The 18125-nt window shown below is 52.1% G+C and carries 17 protein-coding genes; 4 read left to right on the top strand and 13 right to left on the bottom strand.

Features of this window, described 5'->3' with window-relative positions; translation table 11 throughout:
* Positions 1 to 24: 24 nt before the first annotated feature.
* From ROA7450_RS15850 to ROA7450_RS15840, 3 genes are all read right to left on the bottom strand, one after another.
* On the bottom strand, positions 25 to 678 hold the full coding sequence (locus ROA7450_RS15850; protein ID WP_085806917.1) for a class I SAM-dependent DNA methyltransferase: 654 nt from the start codon (positions 676 to 678) through the stop codon (positions 25 to 27).
* A complete protein-coding gene (locus ROA7450_RS15845) occupies positions 675 to 1148 on the bottom strand; it encodes a hypothetical protein (RefSeq protein ID WP_143534491.1) in 474 nt (157 codons plus the stop codon). The genes ROA7450_RS15850 and ROA7450_RS15845 overlap by 4 nt, the downstream gene beginning before the upstream one ends.
* A gap of 374 nt (positions 1149 to 1522) precedes the next feature.
* Positions 1523 to 2845 (bottom strand): tetratricopeptide repeat protein, encoded by a 1323-nt coding sequence (locus ROA7450_RS15840; RefSeq protein ID WP_085806915.1) that lies wholly within the window; start codon positions 2843 to 2845, stop codon positions 1523 to 1525.
* Positions 2846 to 3358: 513 nt separating this feature from the next.
* Here ROA7450_RS15840 and ROA7450_RS15830 point away from each other — a divergent pair.
* From ROA7450_RS15830 to ROA7450_RS15815, 4 genes are all read left to right on the top strand, one after another.
* Positions 3359 to 5035, top strand: a complete 1677-nt coding sequence (locus tag ROA7450_RS15830; RefSeq protein WP_085806913.1) for a sulfatase-like hydrolase/transferase — start codon at positions 3359 to 3361, stop codon at positions 5033 to 5035.
* Positions 5036 to 5222: 187 nt separating this feature from the next.
* Positions 5223 to 5963 carry a TonB-dependent receptor gene (locus ROA7450_RS15825; protein ID WP_085806912.1) on the top strand — a complete coding sequence of 247 codons (741 nt, stop codon included), beginning with the start codon at positions 5223 to 5225 and terminating at the stop codon, positions 5961 to 5963.
* A 376-nt stretch (positions 5964 to 6339) separates the two neighbouring features.
* Positions 6340 to 6756, top strand: coding sequence for a hypothetical protein (locus ROA7450_RS15820; RefSeq protein WP_085806911.1), 417 nt, complete (start codon positions 6340 to 6342; stop codon positions 6754 to 6756).
* A gap of 395 nt (positions 6757 to 7151) precedes the next feature.
* Positions 7152 to 7499 (top strand): hypothetical protein, encoded by a 348-nt coding sequence (locus ROA7450_RS15815; RefSeq protein WP_085806910.1) that lies wholly within the window; start codon positions 7152 to 7154, stop codon positions 7497 to 7499.
* Positions 7500 to 7528: 29 nt separating this feature from the next.
* On the opposite strand, the gene doeB is transcribed toward ROA7450_RS15815, so the two are convergent.
* The 10 genes from doeB to ehuR all read right to left on the bottom strand — a co-directional run bounded on the left by doeB (position 7529) and on the right by ehuR (position 17481).
* Complete coding sequence (gene doeB, locus ROA7450_RS15810; protein ID WP_085806909.1) at positions 7529 to 8530, bottom strand: N(2)-acetyl-L-2,4-diaminobutanoate deacetylase DoeB; 1002 nt, start codon at positions 8528 to 8530, stop codon at positions 7529 to 7531.
* Between the two features lie 3 nt (positions 8531 to 8533).
* On the bottom strand, positions 8534 to 9721 hold the full coding sequence (gene doeA / locus ROA7450_RS15805) for an ectoine hydrolase DoeA (RefSeq protein WP_085806908.1): 1188 nt from the start codon (positions 9719 to 9721) through the stop codon (positions 8534 to 8536).
* A gap of 18 nt (positions 9722 to 9739) precedes the next feature.
* Positions 9740 to 10732 (bottom strand): ectoine utilization protein EutC, encoded by a 993-nt coding sequence (eutC, locus tag ROA7450_RS15800; RefSeq protein ID WP_085806907.1) that lies wholly within the window; start codon positions 10730 to 10732, stop codon positions 9740 to 9742.
* On the bottom strand, positions 10733 to 11722 hold the full coding sequence (gene eutB / locus ROA7450_RS15795) for a hydroxyectoine utilization dehydratase EutB (protein WP_085806906.1): 990 nt from the start codon (positions 11720 to 11722) through the stop codon (positions 10733 to 10735).
* Between the two features lie 21 nt (positions 11723 to 11743).
* On the bottom strand, positions 11744 to 12508 hold the full coding sequence (eutA, locus tag ROA7450_RS15790; protein ID WP_085806905.1) for an ectoine utilization protein EutA: 765 nt from the start codon (positions 12506 to 12508) through the stop codon (positions 11744 to 11746).
* Between the two features lie 8 nt (positions 12509 to 12516).
* Positions 12517 to 12954 (bottom strand): universal stress protein, encoded by a 438-nt coding sequence (locus ROA7450_RS15785; RefSeq protein ID WP_085806904.1) that lies wholly within the window; start codon positions 12952 to 12954, stop codon positions 12517 to 12519.
* Between the two features lie 12 nt (positions 12955 to 12966).
* On the bottom strand, positions 12967 to 14253 hold the full coding sequence (locus ROA7450_RS15780; RefSeq protein ID WP_085806903.1) for a TRAP transporter large permease: 1287 nt from the start codon (positions 14251 to 14253) through the stop codon (positions 12967 to 12969).
* A gap of 2 nt (positions 14254 to 14255) precedes the next feature.
* Positions 14256 to 14828, bottom strand: coding sequence for a TRAP transporter small permease (locus ROA7450_RS15775; protein ID WP_085806902.1), 573 nt, complete (start codon positions 14826 to 14828; stop codon positions 14256 to 14258).
* Positions 14829 to 14969: 141 nt separating this feature from the next.
* A complete protein-coding gene (gene dctP, locus ROA7450_RS15770) occupies positions 14970 to 15989 on the bottom strand; it encodes a TRAP transporter substrate-binding protein DctP (RefSeq protein WP_085806901.1) in 1020 nt (339 codons plus the stop codon).
* 97 nt (positions 15990 to 16086) lie between these two features.
* On the bottom strand, positions 16087 to 17481 hold the full coding sequence (ehuR, locus tag ROA7450_RS15765; protein WP_085806900.1) for a MocR-like ectoine utilization transcription factor EhuR: 1395 nt from the start codon (positions 17479 to 17481) through the stop codon (positions 16087 to 16089).
* Between the last annotated feature and the right edge of the window lie 644 nt (positions 17482 to 18125).

Below are 18125 nucleotides of genomic sequence, written 5' to 3'. Positions count from 1 at the left end.
GCCGAAGCCCGCTCTTGTAGAGCGTCAGTCAGACGGTCGCTTCCGATAGCAAAGAGCGAAGGCTTTATCAGATGAATGATCGTGACCAGCCTTGTTGTACATGGGAACTTCAGTCACTCTGAGGTCAGTGATAGAGCCACGCGCTTCGAGGTCGCGGATGACCGGGTCGAAACCAGCTTCTAAATAGAACGCCCGGTTGACGCCAATGACGAAGAGAGCTCCGGATCGTCCTATGTCGAGAAGACGTTCGAGTGGGTCTGGCCCTACGTGTCCGGACGTAAAAGTTCCGGCAGATACGACGGCGCCGTAGTCATTTTTGATTGGCGCGTGATCACCCATCAGATCGGCTTGGATGGTTTTGCGATACAGGGATTTTTTGCGCGGTGTGGCCAACATCTCTTCGGAGATATCAATACCATCGATATGATCTGGCTTGAATCCCAGCGCCTCCGCCACCAGACCCGTACCGCACCCGATATCCGCGATTGGCAGATGGTCTGAATCAGCATTTTCTCGGTAAACCGTTGCAATAGCGTTGGGGTATTCCCAGCCCAAGGCATTCGCAAATTCGGCATCATATGTTTCAGCAAACTCGTTGTAATAGGCTTTGTTGTCCGTTGGAGTCGCAAGTTTGTATGCGTTTTCCAGCAGTGTCTGCCCTTTGCTTTTTGACTTCATGTGATGCTCTTCGCCTGAGAGGATTGTGGAAATCTCTCTTTGATCAAATCCTGAAAGCTCTTTGGATAGCCGATGCTAATCTGCAACCATGACTCCGAAAAACCCGGCGCCTGCATATGGCGTGCGAGGGCATTTAGGTAGGCGTCCCATACTTCATCTTCCACCAGTTCGCGTTCATGTTGCATGTAGGCGGAGTAGATCAGGGACATATAAGTGCCAACGCCACGTTCATATTGATATTGCTCCACATCGGTCAATGCCGCCGGGTTCTTGCCGCCTTTGGTCATCAGCTCTGCGTTCTCAGCAAGCAAACCGAACACCTCCCGCTCCAATGTCATCAAGGATTGGACAGTCGCACCCTCAATTGCGCGAGCGTTATGGCGTACCTCATAGATCAAGAATGTGATCGATATCACGACGCCAATTGCCCCTGCAACGGAAGCGATGCCTTCAATTGCGGCCCAATTCACATTTTCAAACATGCTTCTCGATCATCTTGATTGCCCTTCATGGCACTGTAGCGCGGATTGCAGCAGCTTTGTTGCTTTTTGTAACCTCTACCCGATATCCGGACATTCAAGCATGATGCAGCATTCGACAATCTGGGCTCAATGCGGACCTCAGATGCGGCGCAGAAACTGCAGAATTCTTAACTGAAAGATTGTCGAGAACGGCCCAAAGCCGCCATCCGCCGGGGATGTCGCATGCTGCAACGCGGCCCGTCAGACTAGACTTTCACTGCAGATACGAAAAACGCTGATGGTCGAACTGACACTCTGCGGACAAAGTTACGGTTCGCATTTCAGGTTGGAATAGAGGCCTCGAGTTCGAAGCGGACATTGGATTAGCGGGAACTTGATTTCCAACCAGCTTCTTTCAAGGTGGTAATGATGTCGCTTGCGATACTTTGATCGGTGTAGACAGACATCAGAAATTGTTCCAATGGGAACGTCGGCCAGGCTTCGTTCAACAGCTCGATATTGCGTTTTGTTTGTGAGTTGCGGTTCAGCTTTGCATGCGCAGCTGCAAGATAGGCCAACGTCAATGCACCGACTGGATCACCTTCGTTGATAGCCGCAGTATACAAATCGATGGTATCTTGAAAATTACCACGGTGATACTCTGCTGTCGCTGCAACATTGCGAAAAATCAGGCGTTCCGCCAGCTCGCTCTTTCCGATCCAAGGCGCAGTCACTTGAACAGCGCGATCAAAATCGCCGCAGAAAAGCGAGATAATCCCGTCGAAATTCAATGTGTAGATATCACCGGGATCGAGGCTGATCGCTCTCTTAGATATTTTGAGTGCCTCATTGCAATCTTTTCCTGCAAAAGCAGCCATCGCCATCGATGACTGCGCCCATGATGCGCTTGGTGCCAAATCGACCGCGCGTTCAGCCATTTCCTGTGCTTGGAGTAAAAAAGTATCCCGCTTGGAACTGGGCGGCATCTGTGATGCCATCATCGCATAAATCTGCCCCGCACCAGCAAAACCAGCATAGTATTCATCATCAAGTTTGATCGACTGCTCGAAGAGATCCAGAGTGGCAATGAGACGTTTTCGATCAACTGCGGGAAACATCAGATCGCGCGCTTCATCTGAAAGGTTCTTCGCCTGAAGCTTGGCCGGAGAGGCACTGAACAACGCTTGACGAATTGCCGCATCAGTTGCAACATTGTCCATGTTCTTTTGCTGGGAATTAACACCGAACACTACAGCGATGAACAAAGCAACACATCCGACGCTGGCGAGCGCATACAATCTGCGTTTGCTGAACAATGAAGACCCGAAGTGCGACGCGTCAGAAGAAACCTCTGTCATCTTTGGCGAGATCTGCTCAAATCTTGGGCTGTAGCCACCTGTGTCGATGTAGATGCGGATCGTGCGGAGGTTATCCGACTTGCTGTAATAAATCTCCAAACGGCGCCTCAAGCGCCCGGCATCCACACGCACGACAGCCAGCGGGTCATCGCCTTTATTGGATAATAAACCGTATAGGTCTTCACCAATGGTTTTTGCGCGAATGAATGATCCACGTCCCGCGAGTTCTTCTTCCGTGACGTACCGAAGAAACGACTGCAAACGGATCGCACCGGCAAGCTCAGTGCTTGCCAAAATCGTTTGTAGTTCTTCCAAAACCTCGGATTGGTCGAACACTGTTTGGCTCATTTCAACTTGTCTCACAGGAATAGCTGTCCATCCAACGTCATTTAAGTCCCTGAAATTGCACGTGTTACGTCGTAACACACGCCAAGATACCTAAATCAGGTTAGCCCCTTAGGGTAATTGTACAAGAATAATATGACGGATGCGATGGAAGGCATAGGGGGATGGGGAGAACTGAAGAAGTCTTTTCATCACACCGAAGCCTAATTGAAGAATTGCGCCAGGCCGATGCCACATTCGAGGAGATATGCCATGACTATGATCATCTCTCGCATCTGGTCTCAGCCATTCCTACGGACGCGCGATATATGAGTATCCTCTCTAGCGTCGCGGCGCTCGAAGAAGAAATCAGAGGATATCTCGAGAAGCACAAGAGGAGCGAGCAAGACCCAAAGTGACGGTTTGAGACTGCCAAACCATTTAGAGTTACATGCGCATTTTGCGAAAAACCCCCAACTTGCTCTACGCCACTAGACACACCCAATAGGAACCCGAAGTAAGAGAATAGGAAACACGATGAAGAAATTAATCTTACCCGCTACGGCATTGGCCGTGAGTGTTTCGGCATCGGCCCAAGCGCAAGACGTTCCCATTGTCCGGGATGCGGAATACTACATTCTTGAAGAACAGCATGGCGAACGATGGGCGACGGAAGACACAGAAATTGATGCAGTGATTGCCGAGTTTAAGGCGCTGAATGACGGCAACCCACCAAATATTTTGTATATCTTGCTTGATGATGTTGGCTTCGGCGATATGGGGAGCCCAACGATGAACGCCGTACGAGGTTACAAGACCCCAGCCGTAAACCAGATCGCAGCAGAGGGGATGCGATTGGCCCGCATGTATACCGAACCGTCGTGTACACCGACCCGGGTCGCATTTATGACCGGCCGCCATCCAGTTCGCAACGGGATGGCAAACACTGCAGTCGATATCTCAGGTTTTGGTCTAGCGGACAAAGAAGTGACGCTTGCTGAGGTCTTGTCGGATGTCGGATACAACACAGTGCATATTGGCAAATGGCATCTGGGTGATATTCGCGAAGCGTGGCCCAACTGGCAAGGTTTCGACTATGCTGCCTTCCCGATCCACCAACAGGGTCAGCTTACAATTTACCACGATGACGGGGCTGATGAAGAGGTTGCGATTTCGCTCTATGAGAACAATTACGACAGCAAATACACGCTGGACAATTGGTTCCGTTCGGATGCGTCTGCCATGGTCACTGGAGTTGAAGGCGTGCGCAACGAGAATGTGCGCGAAGTGAACATGGAGCCCGGGGAACGCTGGACGGAAGAAAAGTACCACCAGATGAACGTGGACTATCAAGAACAGGCGATGGAGCAGCTGCGTATGCTCTCCGCTAAAGATGAGCCGTTCTTCCTAAATTACTGGCCGCTTTACCCAATTGTCGGGCCACGCACCACCACCGATGAATACACCACACCGAATGGCGGCACCTATGTCGAAAAGATGAAGCTGGTGGACGAGTGGATCGGTGACCTGATGGCCGAGATGGATACATTGGGGATCACAGACAACACGATTGTGATTGTGATGGGTGACAACGGCCACGCGACCAAATTCTCGCCGCAGTCTGGCTTTACGCCAATGCTCTACCGTGGTGGCAAGGGGGCCACGTCTGAAGGTGGTGTCCGTGTCGATGCCTTTGTCCGCTGGCCCGGTGTGATCGAAGAAGACACCGTCGTGAACGATATCACCCATGTCGTGGACCTCTTTACGACACTGGCCCGGATTGGCGGTGCAACAGATGGCATCCCACGAGATCGTGTCATCGATGGCATTGACCAAACTTCACTGCTCCTGAATGGTGATACATACGGGCGGCGCGACTATGTCTTCCTTTACGCAATCAATTCGCTCGAAGCGGTCGTGAAAGAGCACATCAAGCTCGCGATCCCCGGCGGCAGCATTGAAAACGCTATTCTCGCCGACTTCTACCACTTGTTCCGTGACCCGCAGGAGAAATACCCCGTCTCAACTGAAATTGGTGCTTGGGGCGGGGCAAAATTCGTGCGGATGATCGAGCGACACATTAAACGAAAGGCGCAGTATCCTGACGAGGCACCTGGTCTTGGAAGACCTTATGAAGGAATTGACAACTTGCGGCCTGAATCTGTTGAAGCCGTCGAAGAGTATCTCTTCATGGTCGGAACACCACAGAAGTAACCCTGCTCATACCCCCAATCAAAGGCGGACTATGATACCTGCCTTTGATCTTTCGACATGCGCGGTCGGAAAAGCAGCCATGGACAGTCTGGGGCGAAGCTTAGCCGGATGCGTTTAGTCCACCCAATCCAGTCTTGAAAAGGGCCCTACAATGACCTTTAGACCCACTATTTGTGCAATTGTCTGCATGCTTCTGCCCAATCTGTCATCCGCCGACACGGTCGTATTGTCCTTTTCGAACGATAGGCAATACGAACTGGCCGGTTACCTCTTCCTTCCGACTTCGACAACGGGAACATCCACAATCGATGGGATTGAGGCAGACATTGACCTGAGTCTTAGCGATGCTCTCGACCTTCTTGATGTTGCGGCATCCTTTCGCGCGGAAAGCTGGAAAGGTGATTGGGGTCTGATTTTTGATGCAAACTACCTATCACTTGAGGCCAACGAAAATCTCTCTCGGGGAGGCAGCGTGGACGGAGATGTGGAGCAATACTGGCTGGCGTTTCTTGGAACGTACCGTGTTTCGCGGGGAACGCTTTCCGGTGGTCAACCTTACTCCATCGATGTCCAGGCAGGCGTCAGATACAATAGCTTGAAACAAAAGATCAACATTAGCGGCCCCGGCACCTCACTTGGCGGGACAGAAACATGGTGGGAGCCTGTCATCGGCGCACGGTACGCCTGGAAAATAAATGAAAAGTGGAGCGGCGCTGTCCTCGCCGATGCGGGCGGTTTCGGCGTTAACGACAGCGACCTGCAATGGAGCACAACTCTGTCTTTTGACTACTCCTTCGACGGTGCCAGATCGCTTAAACTAGGGGTGCGCTACTACAGCATTGACTTCTCAACCAATCGTCCTGGCGGTGAATTCGCCTATGACGCCAGCCAAGTTGGCCCGTTTATCGGGTATTCCTACAGCTTTTGATACAGCAAGCCTCCAAACAGTCCCCTAAAAAGATCTCAAAAATGAACTACAAGACCATCCTGTCCCGCTTAACCGGAGCCTGTTTGGCTTTAGCCTGTGTGAGTTGTTCATCGTTCGCTGCAGAAAACGCGTCGAACCCGCTCGCAGCAGTAAACAACGTAGACGTCAGATAAATGTACTTGGATTTGGGAGGCATTTCGGACAACCAAGATGCCTTCGTTGATGGATCATATATGCTGAACCCAAAACTAAAACTAAAATACGAATTGCACTATAACTCTACAAATGTAACCGGTTCGCGGGAAAATGACTTTGAGAAGATAAACGTGAAGGCCATTTTTTTCCATACCAAGCCAAGCTCAACGAAACTTGGGGATTGCGCACAGCGGTCGGATTGGAATGGATCTATGACCTCGGAGACACCAACAAAGGTATCGGAACCGGGTCCGATCAATTGGGACCTCTGGCAGGCGTCGCATTCGCCAACTCCAAGACCGGCTTGACGCTGATACCGTTGATACAACATTTCGAATCGTACAATGGCGATGCCGATATAAGCCAAACCGCTATACGCTTGATTGCTCTTCAGCCGTTTGGCGAAGGGTGGTGGGTGAAGGCGGACCTTAAAACGCCATATGACTGGGAAAACAATGCATGGCCTGCGTCCGCCGAGGTTCAAGTTGGCAAGAACTTAAACGATAAGGTCGCAATGTATGCTGATGTCTTACTCGGACTTGGGGATGACCGGGCCTTCGAACAAGGCGTAGGCGTTGGTGTGCGGTTCAAGTACTGAGTTGAATTTGAAACACTTGAAGCGTCCTCTTGCAGTTAGGTACCGCCATTCGCTACTATCAATCAGTGAAACCGTTATGGGCTGGTGTACGAAGTCACTCACGCTGCTTTGGCTCTAATGGCTGGTGGATTGCGTTGTGATTTCAACCGGATTCGGACTTAGGAATCCAAATTTGCCTATAGAGACCACTTGAACTTGAGAAGCTCAGTCGGAAAACGCTCAGTCGTCGCGATAGACTATAAATTTCTGCGCTGGATCGACAGAATGCTCCAATACTTGCGCTTCGGTTCAAGTGCGAATGATATCCAAAATTACTCGGCATTCGGCTACCATATTTCACTATCAAACCCGCAATTGATTTTGGCGTCCTTTTTTCAAATTCAAAGAACCGGCCGTTGGTGGTGATCGCAGCATCGGTTGCTTTGGGCTCAGAATGGACATTCGAGGCTTTTTGTCAGGGAACCCCTGCCAATCAAAACAGTAATGACTACTACGCGGACAAAGCAGTCTTTGACCTTGCTGGCATCAATGACTTCTTTACGCGCTTTTTAACAACAACAGTGAAAAACAGCGAATGTGGAACGAGCCAACATTCGCTGCCGGTAAAACAAACTCATGTTTCTGCAATGCGAGCCCCGCTGCCCAACCGCTTTGTAGATCTACATACCCGAGTTTATTTCACATCTAGAACAGAACGAGATATCTTAACAGGCCGCGAAGCAAGCGGTTTATTTCGCGCATAGCTCGCAACGGCGAACCCGATCATAACCTTCTAAGGCACCTCATCTACGATAGCCCCCACAACCGCCGTGCTGTCGCCAGCCTTGATCATCCCTGGAAAATGACGGCTGATCAGAATGCCTGAACGTTTTGCACGCAACTCTGTCGGGGCAAGCCCTGTACGGTCAACGGGCCAGATACGTGCAACAATGTCCCCCTCGCTGACCGTTTCGCCCAAATCGACCATCGGTTCATGCAATCCATCCTCTTGCGCGAATACAAAACAGTCTCCGTCAGGCATATCCAGGCGAACGGTTGGGTCGATCTGCATCTTTCCGTTTAAGATCCCGGCATGGATCAGCACATTACGCAAACCCTTTTTGGCAATTGCAATGGATTTGGCGGTTGCTGATCCACCTCCCCCCAGCTCAGTCGAAACCAGAACTTTGCCCATATCTTCAACCGCCGTGTCGTACATACCGACATTATCAATCTCCAATAGCTGAACAGAATAGGGCGCATTAAATGCGGCCATCGCAGCAAAACAGGCAGCCTCAAGCGTCTTATCGTCAAGAATATGCGCCGCTGCGAACGGCACAAAATCGAGCGTCTTGCCGCCGGAGTGGAAATCGACAGCTATGTCCGCCATCGGCAAAAGCGTCCGCTGGAAATAGTCGGCGATCTTTTCAGTCGGCGTGCCGTCAGGCCGGCCCGGGAAGGATCGGTTCATGTTACCTTTGTCGATCGGAGATGTTCGCAGCCCCGCGCGAAAGGCCGGATAGTTAAAGGCCGGAACGATGATCACGCGCCCGGTGATATCTTCGGGCTTCAGGGTAACAGTCAGCTCTTGCAGGGCCACCGGCCCTTCGTATTCATCGCCGTGGTTCGCGCCGGTCAGCAGGGCGGTTGGGCCATCGCCGTTTTTGATCACAGTCAGGGGGATCATGATGGACCCCCAGGCACTGTCGTCGCGGCTGTAGGGCAGTCGCAAAAAGCCGTGATGAATGCCGTCTTGATCCAGTGGAATTGTCGGGGAAATGGGGTTCGTTTTCATCGTTTAATCCTTCACCACCATTTTGCGCGGCACATCCGCCAAACATTCCGGACCTGTTTTGCCAATGCGGATGCTCTCGGTGATTTCAAAGCCCCAGTCGTCCATCCACAGGCCTGTCATGAAGTGGAATGTCATGTTTTCTTGCAGAACAGATTTATTACCGGGACGCAGAGACATTGTGCGTTCACCCCAGTCAGGGGGATAGGACACACCGATTGGATAGCCAGTTCTGCTATCCTTAACGATGCCGTATTTTTTGAGCACCCCAAAGAAGGCGTTGGCGATATCTTCACAAAGATTGCCTTCTTTGGCGACTTCTAGCCCGGCCTCCATTCCTTCAAGCACAGCCTTTTCGGCATCGAGGAAAGTTTGTGTGGGTTTGCCAAGGAAGACCGTGCGGGATAAGGGGCAGTGATACCGGCGATAAACGCCGGCAATCTCAAAGAACGTTCCTTCGCCAGATTTCATGGGTTCATCATCCCAAGTCAGGTGTGGGGCTGCTGCATCAGAGCCCGACGGGAGCAAAGGCACGATGGCCGGATAATCGCCGCCAGCGCCGATTTGCGCATCATAACGCAGGCCAGCATCGTAAATCTCTGCCGCCAGATCGCATTTGCGAATTCCCGGTTCCATCTTGTCGAAAATTCGCTCGTGCATGCGGCTGACGATGTGACCAGCTTTGCGCATATAGTCCAGTTCAGTTTCTGATTTAATCGCACGCTGCCAGTTCACCAATGCGTTGGCATCGACGAATCTAGCATTCGGTAAGTTGCGTGTAAGCGCAGCAAAGGCGGCGGCGGTGAACCAATAATTATCCATCTCCACACCGATTGTATCTGCACCCAGCTTGCGTTCAGTCAGCTGAGCCGACAGATAGTCCATTGGATGGCGTTCAGTCGATTGCACATAATGGTCAGGGTAGCCGATGATATTTGACGGTTCCATGAAACAGGTCCGTAGCGCGCCATTGCCATCCTGTCCTCGGCCATACCAGATTGGTTCCCCGTGCAGCGGTAGCACCACGCATTGGTGGACGTAAAACGACCAGCCATCATACCCTGTCAACCAGTTCATGTTGCTGGGGTCAGTGACGATCAGCAGATCAAGGCCGCGGTCTTGCATGGCCGTGCGTGTCTTGGCGATGCGCGCCTCGAATTCATCGCGTGAGAAATAGAGTTTCGGTGTCGGCATGGACTTGGTTCCGTGTTCTTAACTTGTAAATGTGGCGCCGCTGCCTGCGGCTTCGGCGCGTTGGCGCGCGAGCGTGGCAATCGCAGTGTCTTGCACGCCAGTACCGGTCAAATCCGCGATGATGATATCGTGATCCTCCTGACGACCGACGGCTTTGCCTGCGGTAATATCCCCCAGTTCGGCAAACTTTTGTTCACCAGAGATAAGGCTTGCTTCAATGGCGCTGCGCAGTTCGCCCTTGATGGCGCATTGCGACTGGCTGTCAGGTACATACAGCGTAGCTTTGCTCAGGCATTCTGGATGCAGCTCAATCTTGTGTTCCTGATCCGAGCCCATCGCGATGATAAGTTGCCCCGGCTGCAGCCACTCGGCCATGACCAGCGGTGTGTCTGACGGCGTGGTTGTCACAACGATATCGGCCGAGGACACGGCCGAAGCCGCATCCGTGCTGGCTGTGACCTCCAGCCCCAGATCTTGGCGCAGTTCAGCAGCAGTTGCCTCGGCCTTGGCGGCATCGCGTGCCCAGATCACAGCGCTCTTCACCTCGCGCACCAATGTCAGCGCCTTGAGTTGCAGTTTCGCCTGAACCCCTGCACCAATGATGCATACGCTGGTGGCATCTTCGCGGGCCAGATGGCGGGCTGAGACAGCCCCGGCAGCGGCAGTGCGCACGTCAGTGAGATAGCCATTGTCCAAAAGCAGCGCCTCGAGCATCCCTGTTGTGCTTGAAAACAGCACCAAAAGCCCTGAGGTACTGGGCAGGCCCAGTTTCGGATTGTCGAAAAATCCCGGGCTCATTTTGACGGCAAAACTGTCAATTCCCGGGACATAAGCCGTTTTGACACAAACCTCGCCGTTATGCTCCCGAACCGGTAAAGACATGATCGGGGGCATCACTACATTACCGCCAGCCAATGTTGTAAAGCCTTGTTCAATGCAGTCTACCGCATCGGCGTCCAAAGAGACCAATGCGCGCAGTTCCGCCTCAGTTAGTATTTTGATATCAGGCATTTATCCCTCCGCCGTAACATCTACATCTTCACCAGAAATGATCCGGTGGTGCAGCGCCATATCGATGTTCTGCCCCGAGATCAGCGACACGCATCTTCCGGGATTCCTGATCTTTCCGGCGAGTAGCGCAGCTATGCCAACGCTGCCTGACCCCTCGATCACCTGCCGTTCTTGCCAATAAGCGTGCCGGATGGCTTGCGCGATCTCGGTCTCGGTCACAAGGATCATCTCATCCACAAGATCGCGGGTCATGGCAAAGGTGTGCTGGTTATCCAATCCGACGCCACCACCGAGTGAGTCTGCCAGTGTAGACAGCTCTTCAACGAAAATGGGTTTGCCAGCCTGTTGGCTTTCATACATCGCGGCACCACGTTCCATGGAAACGCCGATCACGCGGATTGAAGGGTTCACAGCCTTCATCACCATGGCCACGCCCGAGATCAACCCGCCACCTGACAGGGGCACCAGTACCGTTTCCAGATCGGGGGTTTGTTCGAGCATTTCCAATGCCACCGTGCTTTGGCCGGCGATGATATCTCGGTGATCAAAGGGGGGCAGCATGACCATGCCTTCTGCCACCAGCTTATCAACTTCAACCTGTGCGTCATCTTGAGAGCGGCCAACGATACGTACCTCGGCGCCTTGTGCTTTGATGCCTTCCACTTTGTTCTGAGGCACAAGCTCTGACATGCAGATGATGCACCGCACCCCGGCTTGTTTCGCCGCATAAGCCAAACCACGCCCGTGGTTGCCAGTGGATACACCAACCACACCATTGGCGCGTTCTGCTTCGGTCAAAGAGAGCACCGCATTGGTGGCCCCGCGCAGTTTGAAACTGCCAGTGATCTGCGTGTGTTCCAGCTTTAACCGTATATCACAGCCCGTTGCCTCGCTCAGGCTGGGGGAGAAGACAATTGGGGTTGTTCGAACACGCCCAGCGATGCGCACGCGCGCAGCAAAACTGTCCTGCAGCGTAATGTCAGAATTCATCTTCAAGTCCTGATCTAAGTCTTACAATTTAAACAACGAACCGCCACCTGGGCAGTCCGTGACGATACCAAGATGCCGCATGCAGCGCCAAACCATCGCTTGGTTAGATGTTACAACCGGCTTGCCCAATCGCGCTTCAAGCGCCTCTACACAGGCAGCGGCACGCACAGCCGTGCAAGAGACAAACAAAGCGTCAGCCTCCGGATCGCAAGCCGCAACTCCTGCCTCGATGATGCTGTCGCGCGACAAGCGCGCCATTTCGCGATCATCCGAGAGACCAAAACAAGTGGCGTTCACCACCTGCGGCCCGTTTTGAGAAAAATAGGTCACAAGTGAATCCGTGACATCCTGCGTATAGGGCGTGAGCACGCTGATCTTTTTGACACCTAACGCGTCAAAGGCATCAAACGCGGCTGAACTGGGCGTCACGCAAGGCGTGTTGGGTTTGGCACTGTTCATATGCTGAGCGACAGTGTCATTCCCTAATACAACCGAGGCCGCCGTACAGCCATAAACCAATACATCCACAGGTTCGTCAGGCAAAATATCTGAAACCGCTTCGGCCAATCGCGGACCAGTCTGTAACAGGCTTTCATGCGTGGTCGGGTTCTCGAACCCAATACGGTTTACATAAACCCCGACGTCCTGCCCCTGAAGCAAACGCGCAAAATCAGTTTCTGTAGTATGGTCTGTCGCCAGCGCAACCAGACCAATTCTCTTGTCTACCGGGCGCGCATCAAGCTGCGCGCTCACAGTTGAGATCGAAGATCGTATGTCAAACGCCATTGCCACCCTCATACCAACAGAACCGGACACTCCGAGAGGCTCGTCACCTTGTGCGAGACACTTCCCAGCAGATAGCCTTCAATCGAGCCCAACCCCCGGCTGCCCATGATAATCAGGTCATTTTCGTGTTCTTTTGAAAAGCTCACAATTGTACGCGCGGTTGGCCCTCCTTTAACAAAGGCACGAATATTTTCGCAGCCTGACTCTTTGGCGATTGAGGCGCCACGTTCAGCCGTATCTTTGGCATGATCCCTCATAATCTCGTCTATATTGTCGGGCTTTTCAGCATCGATCACGAACATCGACCCTTCCAGTATGGAATGATGACGATAAAGCGTCAGAACCATCAGTTCCGCTTCACATAGTGTTGCCAATTCAGCGGCTTTGCGAAGAGCAGCTTCAGCTCCTTCAGATCCGTCAAACGCAGCCAGTATTGATTTGAACATTCTACGGCCTCCTTATTTGGCAAAGGCAACATCGCGCAGGAACAGTGCGACCTGCGGGAAAAAGATCATCAGAACCGAAACACTCAGCAGCATTAGAACAAAGGGTGGCGTTCCTCTGATCACTTCCAGATACGGGCGTTTAAACACGGCCACGGCTGTGAAGATGTCGCAACCAAATGGTGGCGTGGCTGAGCCGATGGCGGCCTGCAATGTCACCAAGGTACCAACTAGAATTGGATCGATGCCATTTTTTTCAACCACAGGTGCAAAGATCGGAACAAAGATCAGGATGACAACAATTGGATCTACGAACATGCAGCCGACGAAGAACGCAATGGCGATAGTGAACAGCACGCCGATCTGACCCATTTCATCGATTCCAAGCGCGCCCAGAATTTGTTGAGGTATTTGCGCGAATGACAGGACCCATGCGAACGCGGCACCTGCACCGACGAGGATAAAAACTACCGCCGTGACCATACCGGTCGATAGGGCGACCTGATACAGGTCGCTGATTTTCATTGTCCGGAAAACACCAGCCTCTAGGAAAACCGCATAGGCCACGCTGATTGCCGCAGCCTCAGTCGGGCTGAAGATGCCAAAGAAAATACCGCCGATGATCAACACCGGGAAACCCAAAGGCCACAAGGCGCGTTTCACGGCATTCGCACGCTCGCACCATGTCGCTGCTGGTTCCGTCGGCACATCGTTAATCTTGGCATAGATCATGCTGTAGACGGAGAACATGAACAGGATAAGTAATCCGGGCCCAAGCCCCGCAATGAAAAGCTCTGGGATGGAGGCTTTGGCCACAACGCCGTAAATAATCATGCCGATGCTGGGCGGGATGAGGAAGGCAATGTCACTTGAGTTCACGATAAGCGCCAGCACAAAGGAATCCTTGTATCCCCCTTTCAGCATACGTGGCCGCAATGGCGTGCCTACGGCTACAACGGTAGCCTGAGTAGAACCGGACACCGCCCCGAACAGGGCACAGGCCGAGGCGGTGCTGACCGCCAGGCCGCCGCGGACGTGACCGACAAAAGCCATGACCATATCGATCAGCCGTCCTGCGGATTGGCCGCGCGTCATGATGTCGGCGGCCAAGATAAACATGGGCACCGCAATCAAAGACGAGGGGCGGATACCGCCAAGCATTTGCTGGACCATGAATTCTGTTTTGTCGATTGTCCCAAAAAGCTCCATTACGCCGATAAACGCGCCCGCAATCAGGGGCACCATCATTGGAAACCCAAGGAGCAGAAGGACGACCATTGCGGAAAACATCAAAAGTGCCATCTTTAAAGCTCCAGTTCTAGTTCTTGGGCATCTGCTTCACGTAGATCAGTGGACAGATAGATTTCCCGTTCCTGTAGGTTTTTGAGAAAGGTCAGTGCGTACTGAACGCCCGTGACAAACAGACCAACTGGCACCCACAGATAGCTTAGGTAAACCGGAATCCCGAGTGCAGGATACACCCGGCCCTTGGCGTACATGCTCATGATGTATTGAACGGAATACCAAGCCAACACCAACAACATCGCTGCCGTGACAGCAGTGATCACAATCATCAGGATTTTACGGGCCCGCTCTGGCAACGCATCCGAAATTGCAGACATCCGAATATGTCGACCATGGCGCGCGGCGTAGCCGATCCCGGCAAATGTAACCAACAATATGAAAATGCTGTTCAACTCTTCGGCGAAGATAATGGAATGGTTAAATACGAACCGGCTGATGACATTCGCAATGGTGTTGACTGCCATCAAGATAACACCGGTGGCCATGATGAATCGTTCTAGCCCGGCGATACCTGAATCAATGCGGTCAATAATCCCGGTGAGACCCGAGCGTTTTCGCGACGTGTCGCTCATAATTTCTCTCCCGAGTAAGTGCAGAGTGAACGGAGTGGTAGCTTTTGCGTGCTGACTTGCGGGCCTGAGCGTTTTTCCACGGCCCGCAAGTATGTTTTGGACAATCACATCGCGATCACGATGTATGCCGAACGCGCGGCATTACTGCTGGGCTGCAGCAAGATCCTTTTTCATCTGCTCTAGGATCGCAGCGCCCCGCTCACCTGCCCGCTCAATAAACGCGGCTTCGACCGCTGCGGCACGCTCTTTGAAAACAGCACGCTCTTCTTCAGTCAGTCGATTGATTGTGTAGCCCGGGTTGGTTTCCTGGATTTTCGACAACCCTGTGGCGTCCAACTCGACGGCGACATCAAGAATATAGTCGAGGGCAGCCTGCGATGCGTTTTGGACAAGCTCTTGGTCTTCATCGCTCAGTGCGTCGTAAAAATCTGCGTTGGCCATCACTGCGGTGGTGTACTGTCCATGACCGGTATAGGTCATGACATTGGTCAGGTTATCCAGATCATAAGCTTCGATCCAGATCGTGGGATTTTCTTGCCCGTCAACCATCTTGGTCTTCAGCCCCCCGATCAGTTCACCCCACGGCATGGCAATTGGAGAAGCGCCAAAGGCTGTATAGGTTTCCAGCAGCAATGGGGATGTCATGGTGCGGATTTTCATCCCCGCCAGATCTTCTGGCGTACGGAACTCTTCCATCGTGGTGACAACCATTTCACCTTCCGGGAACACTGATAGCAATTCCAGACCCTGCTCACGATAGATGTCGTGGAACATTTCGTTCACTGCGACACCTTCCTTGAAGAATTTACGCACTTCTTGCGGATCGGTCGGCTGGATGTAGGGCACCAGAAAGGCTTCGGCTTCAGGAATCAATGCTCCGGTGAAGCCTGGTGACTGGTCGATGAATTGTAGCAATCCAGCTTGGGCCTGCTCCATAGCATCGGCCGATTCTCCAAGCGATCCCACAGGGTAGATTTGAACCGTGTGGTCAGAGTTGGCTTCGATTTCCTCTTTGAACTTGGTGGCGTACAGGCCTTGCGGGTCGGTCAACCCTTCCTCCATGGCATAACGCCAGTTATCGGCGTGTGCCACGCCAGCGGCTAGCAATGCGGCCGCGATGGACGCGCCAAAGCGCAAAGACAAATGTGCAGTATCGGTCATCATATCCTCCCAGATATCACCTTGTTTCGGTGTGAATGACCCATCAATTCCTAAAAATTGTATCGCATGTCAATTTTTTTATTGTCGTACTACAATATCAAAACGAGACTTGCGGCATCGGTTCTCGAGGGCGGCCTAACAACCCAACCAACAACTTAAGCCCCTGACGAAACCTTTCTTTTTCGCGAATGCTGCCCACCGAAACCCGTACTGCATTTTGGGGAATTGCCTTCGGAGAAAGAAATGGGCTTTCTGGTGCGACCACTACATTCAACTCACGTGCATGAGCCACAAAACTGTTCGAATCCCAGTCTCCGGAAAGTTTCAACCATAGATGTAGACTGGCGGGATGGCCTGTCCAATTCAGACCGGCCAGCTCCTGAGTCGCGATTTCATGCCGTTTGGCGATTTCACGTCTTTGCCATTCCGCCAGGGCAAGAGCCGTCCCGTCTTCTACCCAACGAGTTGCAAGCTCGCACATAATTGGCGTCGCCATCCAACCAAACACAATCAAGCGAGCCGTCATTGCTGGCATCAAATGATCCGGAACAACTGCATAGCCAACCCGCAACCCGCTGACGGTGCATTTTGTGAAGGTCGTGAGGTAGATCGACAGGTCAGGGATCAATGATGAAATCGGAAGTTGCCGATCCGCTGCGACTGGGCCGAACGCATCATTTTCAATAATGTACAGCCCATGTTTACGCGCAACCTCGGCGATTTGGCGCCGCCTGAATTCGGGCATCATATGGACATTTGGATTTGCCAAAGATGGCAGCATATACAAAGCCTTGGGTGATTTTTCGATACATGCCCTTTCCAAAGCATCAGGACAGATGCCATATTCATCCGTTTCAAGCCCAAAGTGTCGATAACCAAAATACACTGCGCTGGATGCCATCAAATGGTGGGTGATCATATCTGACATAATGACATCGCCGGGGCGCATGATGGCAGATAAGGCTGCTGACATCCCATGGGTCACACCATTGGTCATTATGATAGAATTCGGCTTGGCCTGAAGGCCGCAATGCGACAACCATTTCACCCCGGTTTTCCGATGCGTTTCATGCCCAAGATTTGGACGCGTAGACAAATACAATGCAGGGTTCAGATTGCTCTGCATGTCTTTGAGCGCGGCATGCATTGCGTCAACATGTTGTCGATTAAACAGAGGGCGCGATATCGACATGTCAAACTGGTTGTCTGGTTCTGACTCAAGCTTGAAAGGCTGATCATCGGAACTGGCCGCATCAATGACATAACTACCACGACCAATCTGTCCATCAATGAGATTTTGCCTACGCAAAACATCATAAGCTTTGCTAACGGTGTTTACGCTTAACCCTAAATCATCAGCAAGCTTACGATGCGTTGGCAACTGCTCACCAGGTGGCAATCGGCCATCTTCGATTGCATTCGCAATCGACGCAGCAAGGCTAACATGAAGTGGGGAAAGAAGTGAATCTCGGGAAGGCCGCCAATTTGTCATGCGACAATATTAACTCTTCGTGATTATTTAACAAGTACACCACTAAGGCTTAGGCAGTACAATATCGAACCATCATATGTGCTTAGATATTAGTAACATTGATTTTGTCTGCAGCTCTCAGTTAACCTGCCCCTCTCTAAAATAAGCCTTTTGCTACTATAGTGCGGCACGAAGTATTCAACAGAAACTATTTCTAGGGCATCTTCTACCTGTTCGTTAGGAACGTCATTCGCGGAGACTAGTCATCATTCTCAGATGCACGTGGATCCGGCAATTTCACACTGCGCCAATTTAAAAAGTTGCGTTTCACAGTCGCGGAATATGCGTTTAAGATAAGCAACTCTACCTTCGAGTGAAAGTCTGGTGTGTGCCATCTGTACTGCCGTCAATGTCGGCTTTCAGTGGTTGACGTTATTAATGCAAGGTGCAGCAATCGGATCTTTGGGCTCTTAGCGGCCATTGGCGGCATTCAGAACCAAGGTCTGCTTCGGGTTGAGAGCCGTCATTGCGCCCTAAGACGCGAATCGTAAATTTGTCCGCATAGCGATTATAGGAACGTGAGGCAGCGAAAGTCAGTTACCCGCCCATTTCTAAGCGATGCTGCGGGGTTCACGACGGTCTCGATTGGGCTCAATCCGTCATTC

It is taken from the genome of Roseovarius albus, assembly GCF_900172335.1.
Taxonomy (GTDB): Bacteria; Pseudomonadota; Alphaproteobacteria; order Rhodobacterales; family Rhodobacteraceae; genus Roseovarius; species Roseovarius albus.
The sequence above is the reverse complement of the archived record's forward strand: the minus strand, read 5'-3'. Positions and strand labels throughout refer to the sequence as shown.

Excerpts from the sequence above, each read along its gene's own strand:
- ROA7450_RS15850 (WP_085806917.1), bottom strand. The coding sequence starts at position 678 with ATGAAGTCAAAAAGCAAAGGGCAGACACTGCTGGAAAACGCATACAAA.
- ROA7450_RS15840 (WP_085806915.1), bottom strand. The coding sequence starts at position 2,845 with ATGAGCCAAACAGTGTTCGACCAATCCGAGGTTTTGGAAGAACTACAA.
- ROA7450_RS15830 (WP_085806913.1), top strand. The coding sequence starts at position 3,359 with ATGAAGAAATTAATCTTACCCGCTACGGCATTGGCCGTGAGTGTTTCG.
- ROA7450_RS15825 (WP_085806912.1), top strand. The coding sequence starts at position 5,223 with ATGCTTCTGCCCAATCTGTCATCCGCCGACACGGTCGTATTGTCCTTT.
- doeB (WP_085806909.1), bottom strand. The coding sequence starts at position 8,530 with ATGAAAACGAACCCCATTTCCCCGACAATTCCACTGGATCAAGACGGC.
- doeA (WP_085806908.1), bottom strand. The coding sequence starts at position 9,721 with ATGCCGACACCGAAACTCTATTTCTCACGCGATGAATTCGAGGCGCGC.
- eutC (WP_085806907.1), bottom strand. The coding sequence starts at position 10,732 with ATGCCTGATATCAAAATACTAACTGAGGCGGAACTGCGCGCATTGGTC.
- eutB (WP_085806906.1), bottom strand. The coding sequence starts at position 11,722 with ATGAATTCTGACATTACGCTGCAGGACAGTTTTGCTGCGCGCGTGCGC.
- eutA (WP_085806905.1), bottom strand. The coding sequence starts at position 12,508 with ATGGCGTTTGACATACGATCTTCGATCTCAACTGTGAGCGCGCAGCTT.
- ROA7450_RS15785 (WP_085806904.1), bottom strand. The coding sequence starts at position 12,954 with ATGTTCAAATCAATACTGGCTGCGTTTGACGGATCTGAAGGAGCTGAA.
- ROA7450_RS15780 (WP_085806903.1), bottom strand. The coding sequence starts at position 14,253 with ATGGCACTTTTGATGTTTTCCGCAATGGTCGTCCTTCTGCTCCTTGGG.
- ROA7450_RS15775 (WP_085806902.1), bottom strand. The coding sequence starts at position 14,828 with ATGAGCGACACGTCGCGAAAACGCTCGGGTCTCACCGGGATTATTGAC.
- dctP (WP_085806901.1), bottom strand. The coding sequence starts at position 15,989 with ATGACCGATACTGCACATTTGTCTTTGCGCTTTGGCGCGTCCATCGCG.
- ehuR (WP_085806900.1), bottom strand. The coding sequence starts at position 17,481 with ATGACAAATTGGCGGCCTTCCCGAGATTCACTTCTTTCCCCACTTCAT.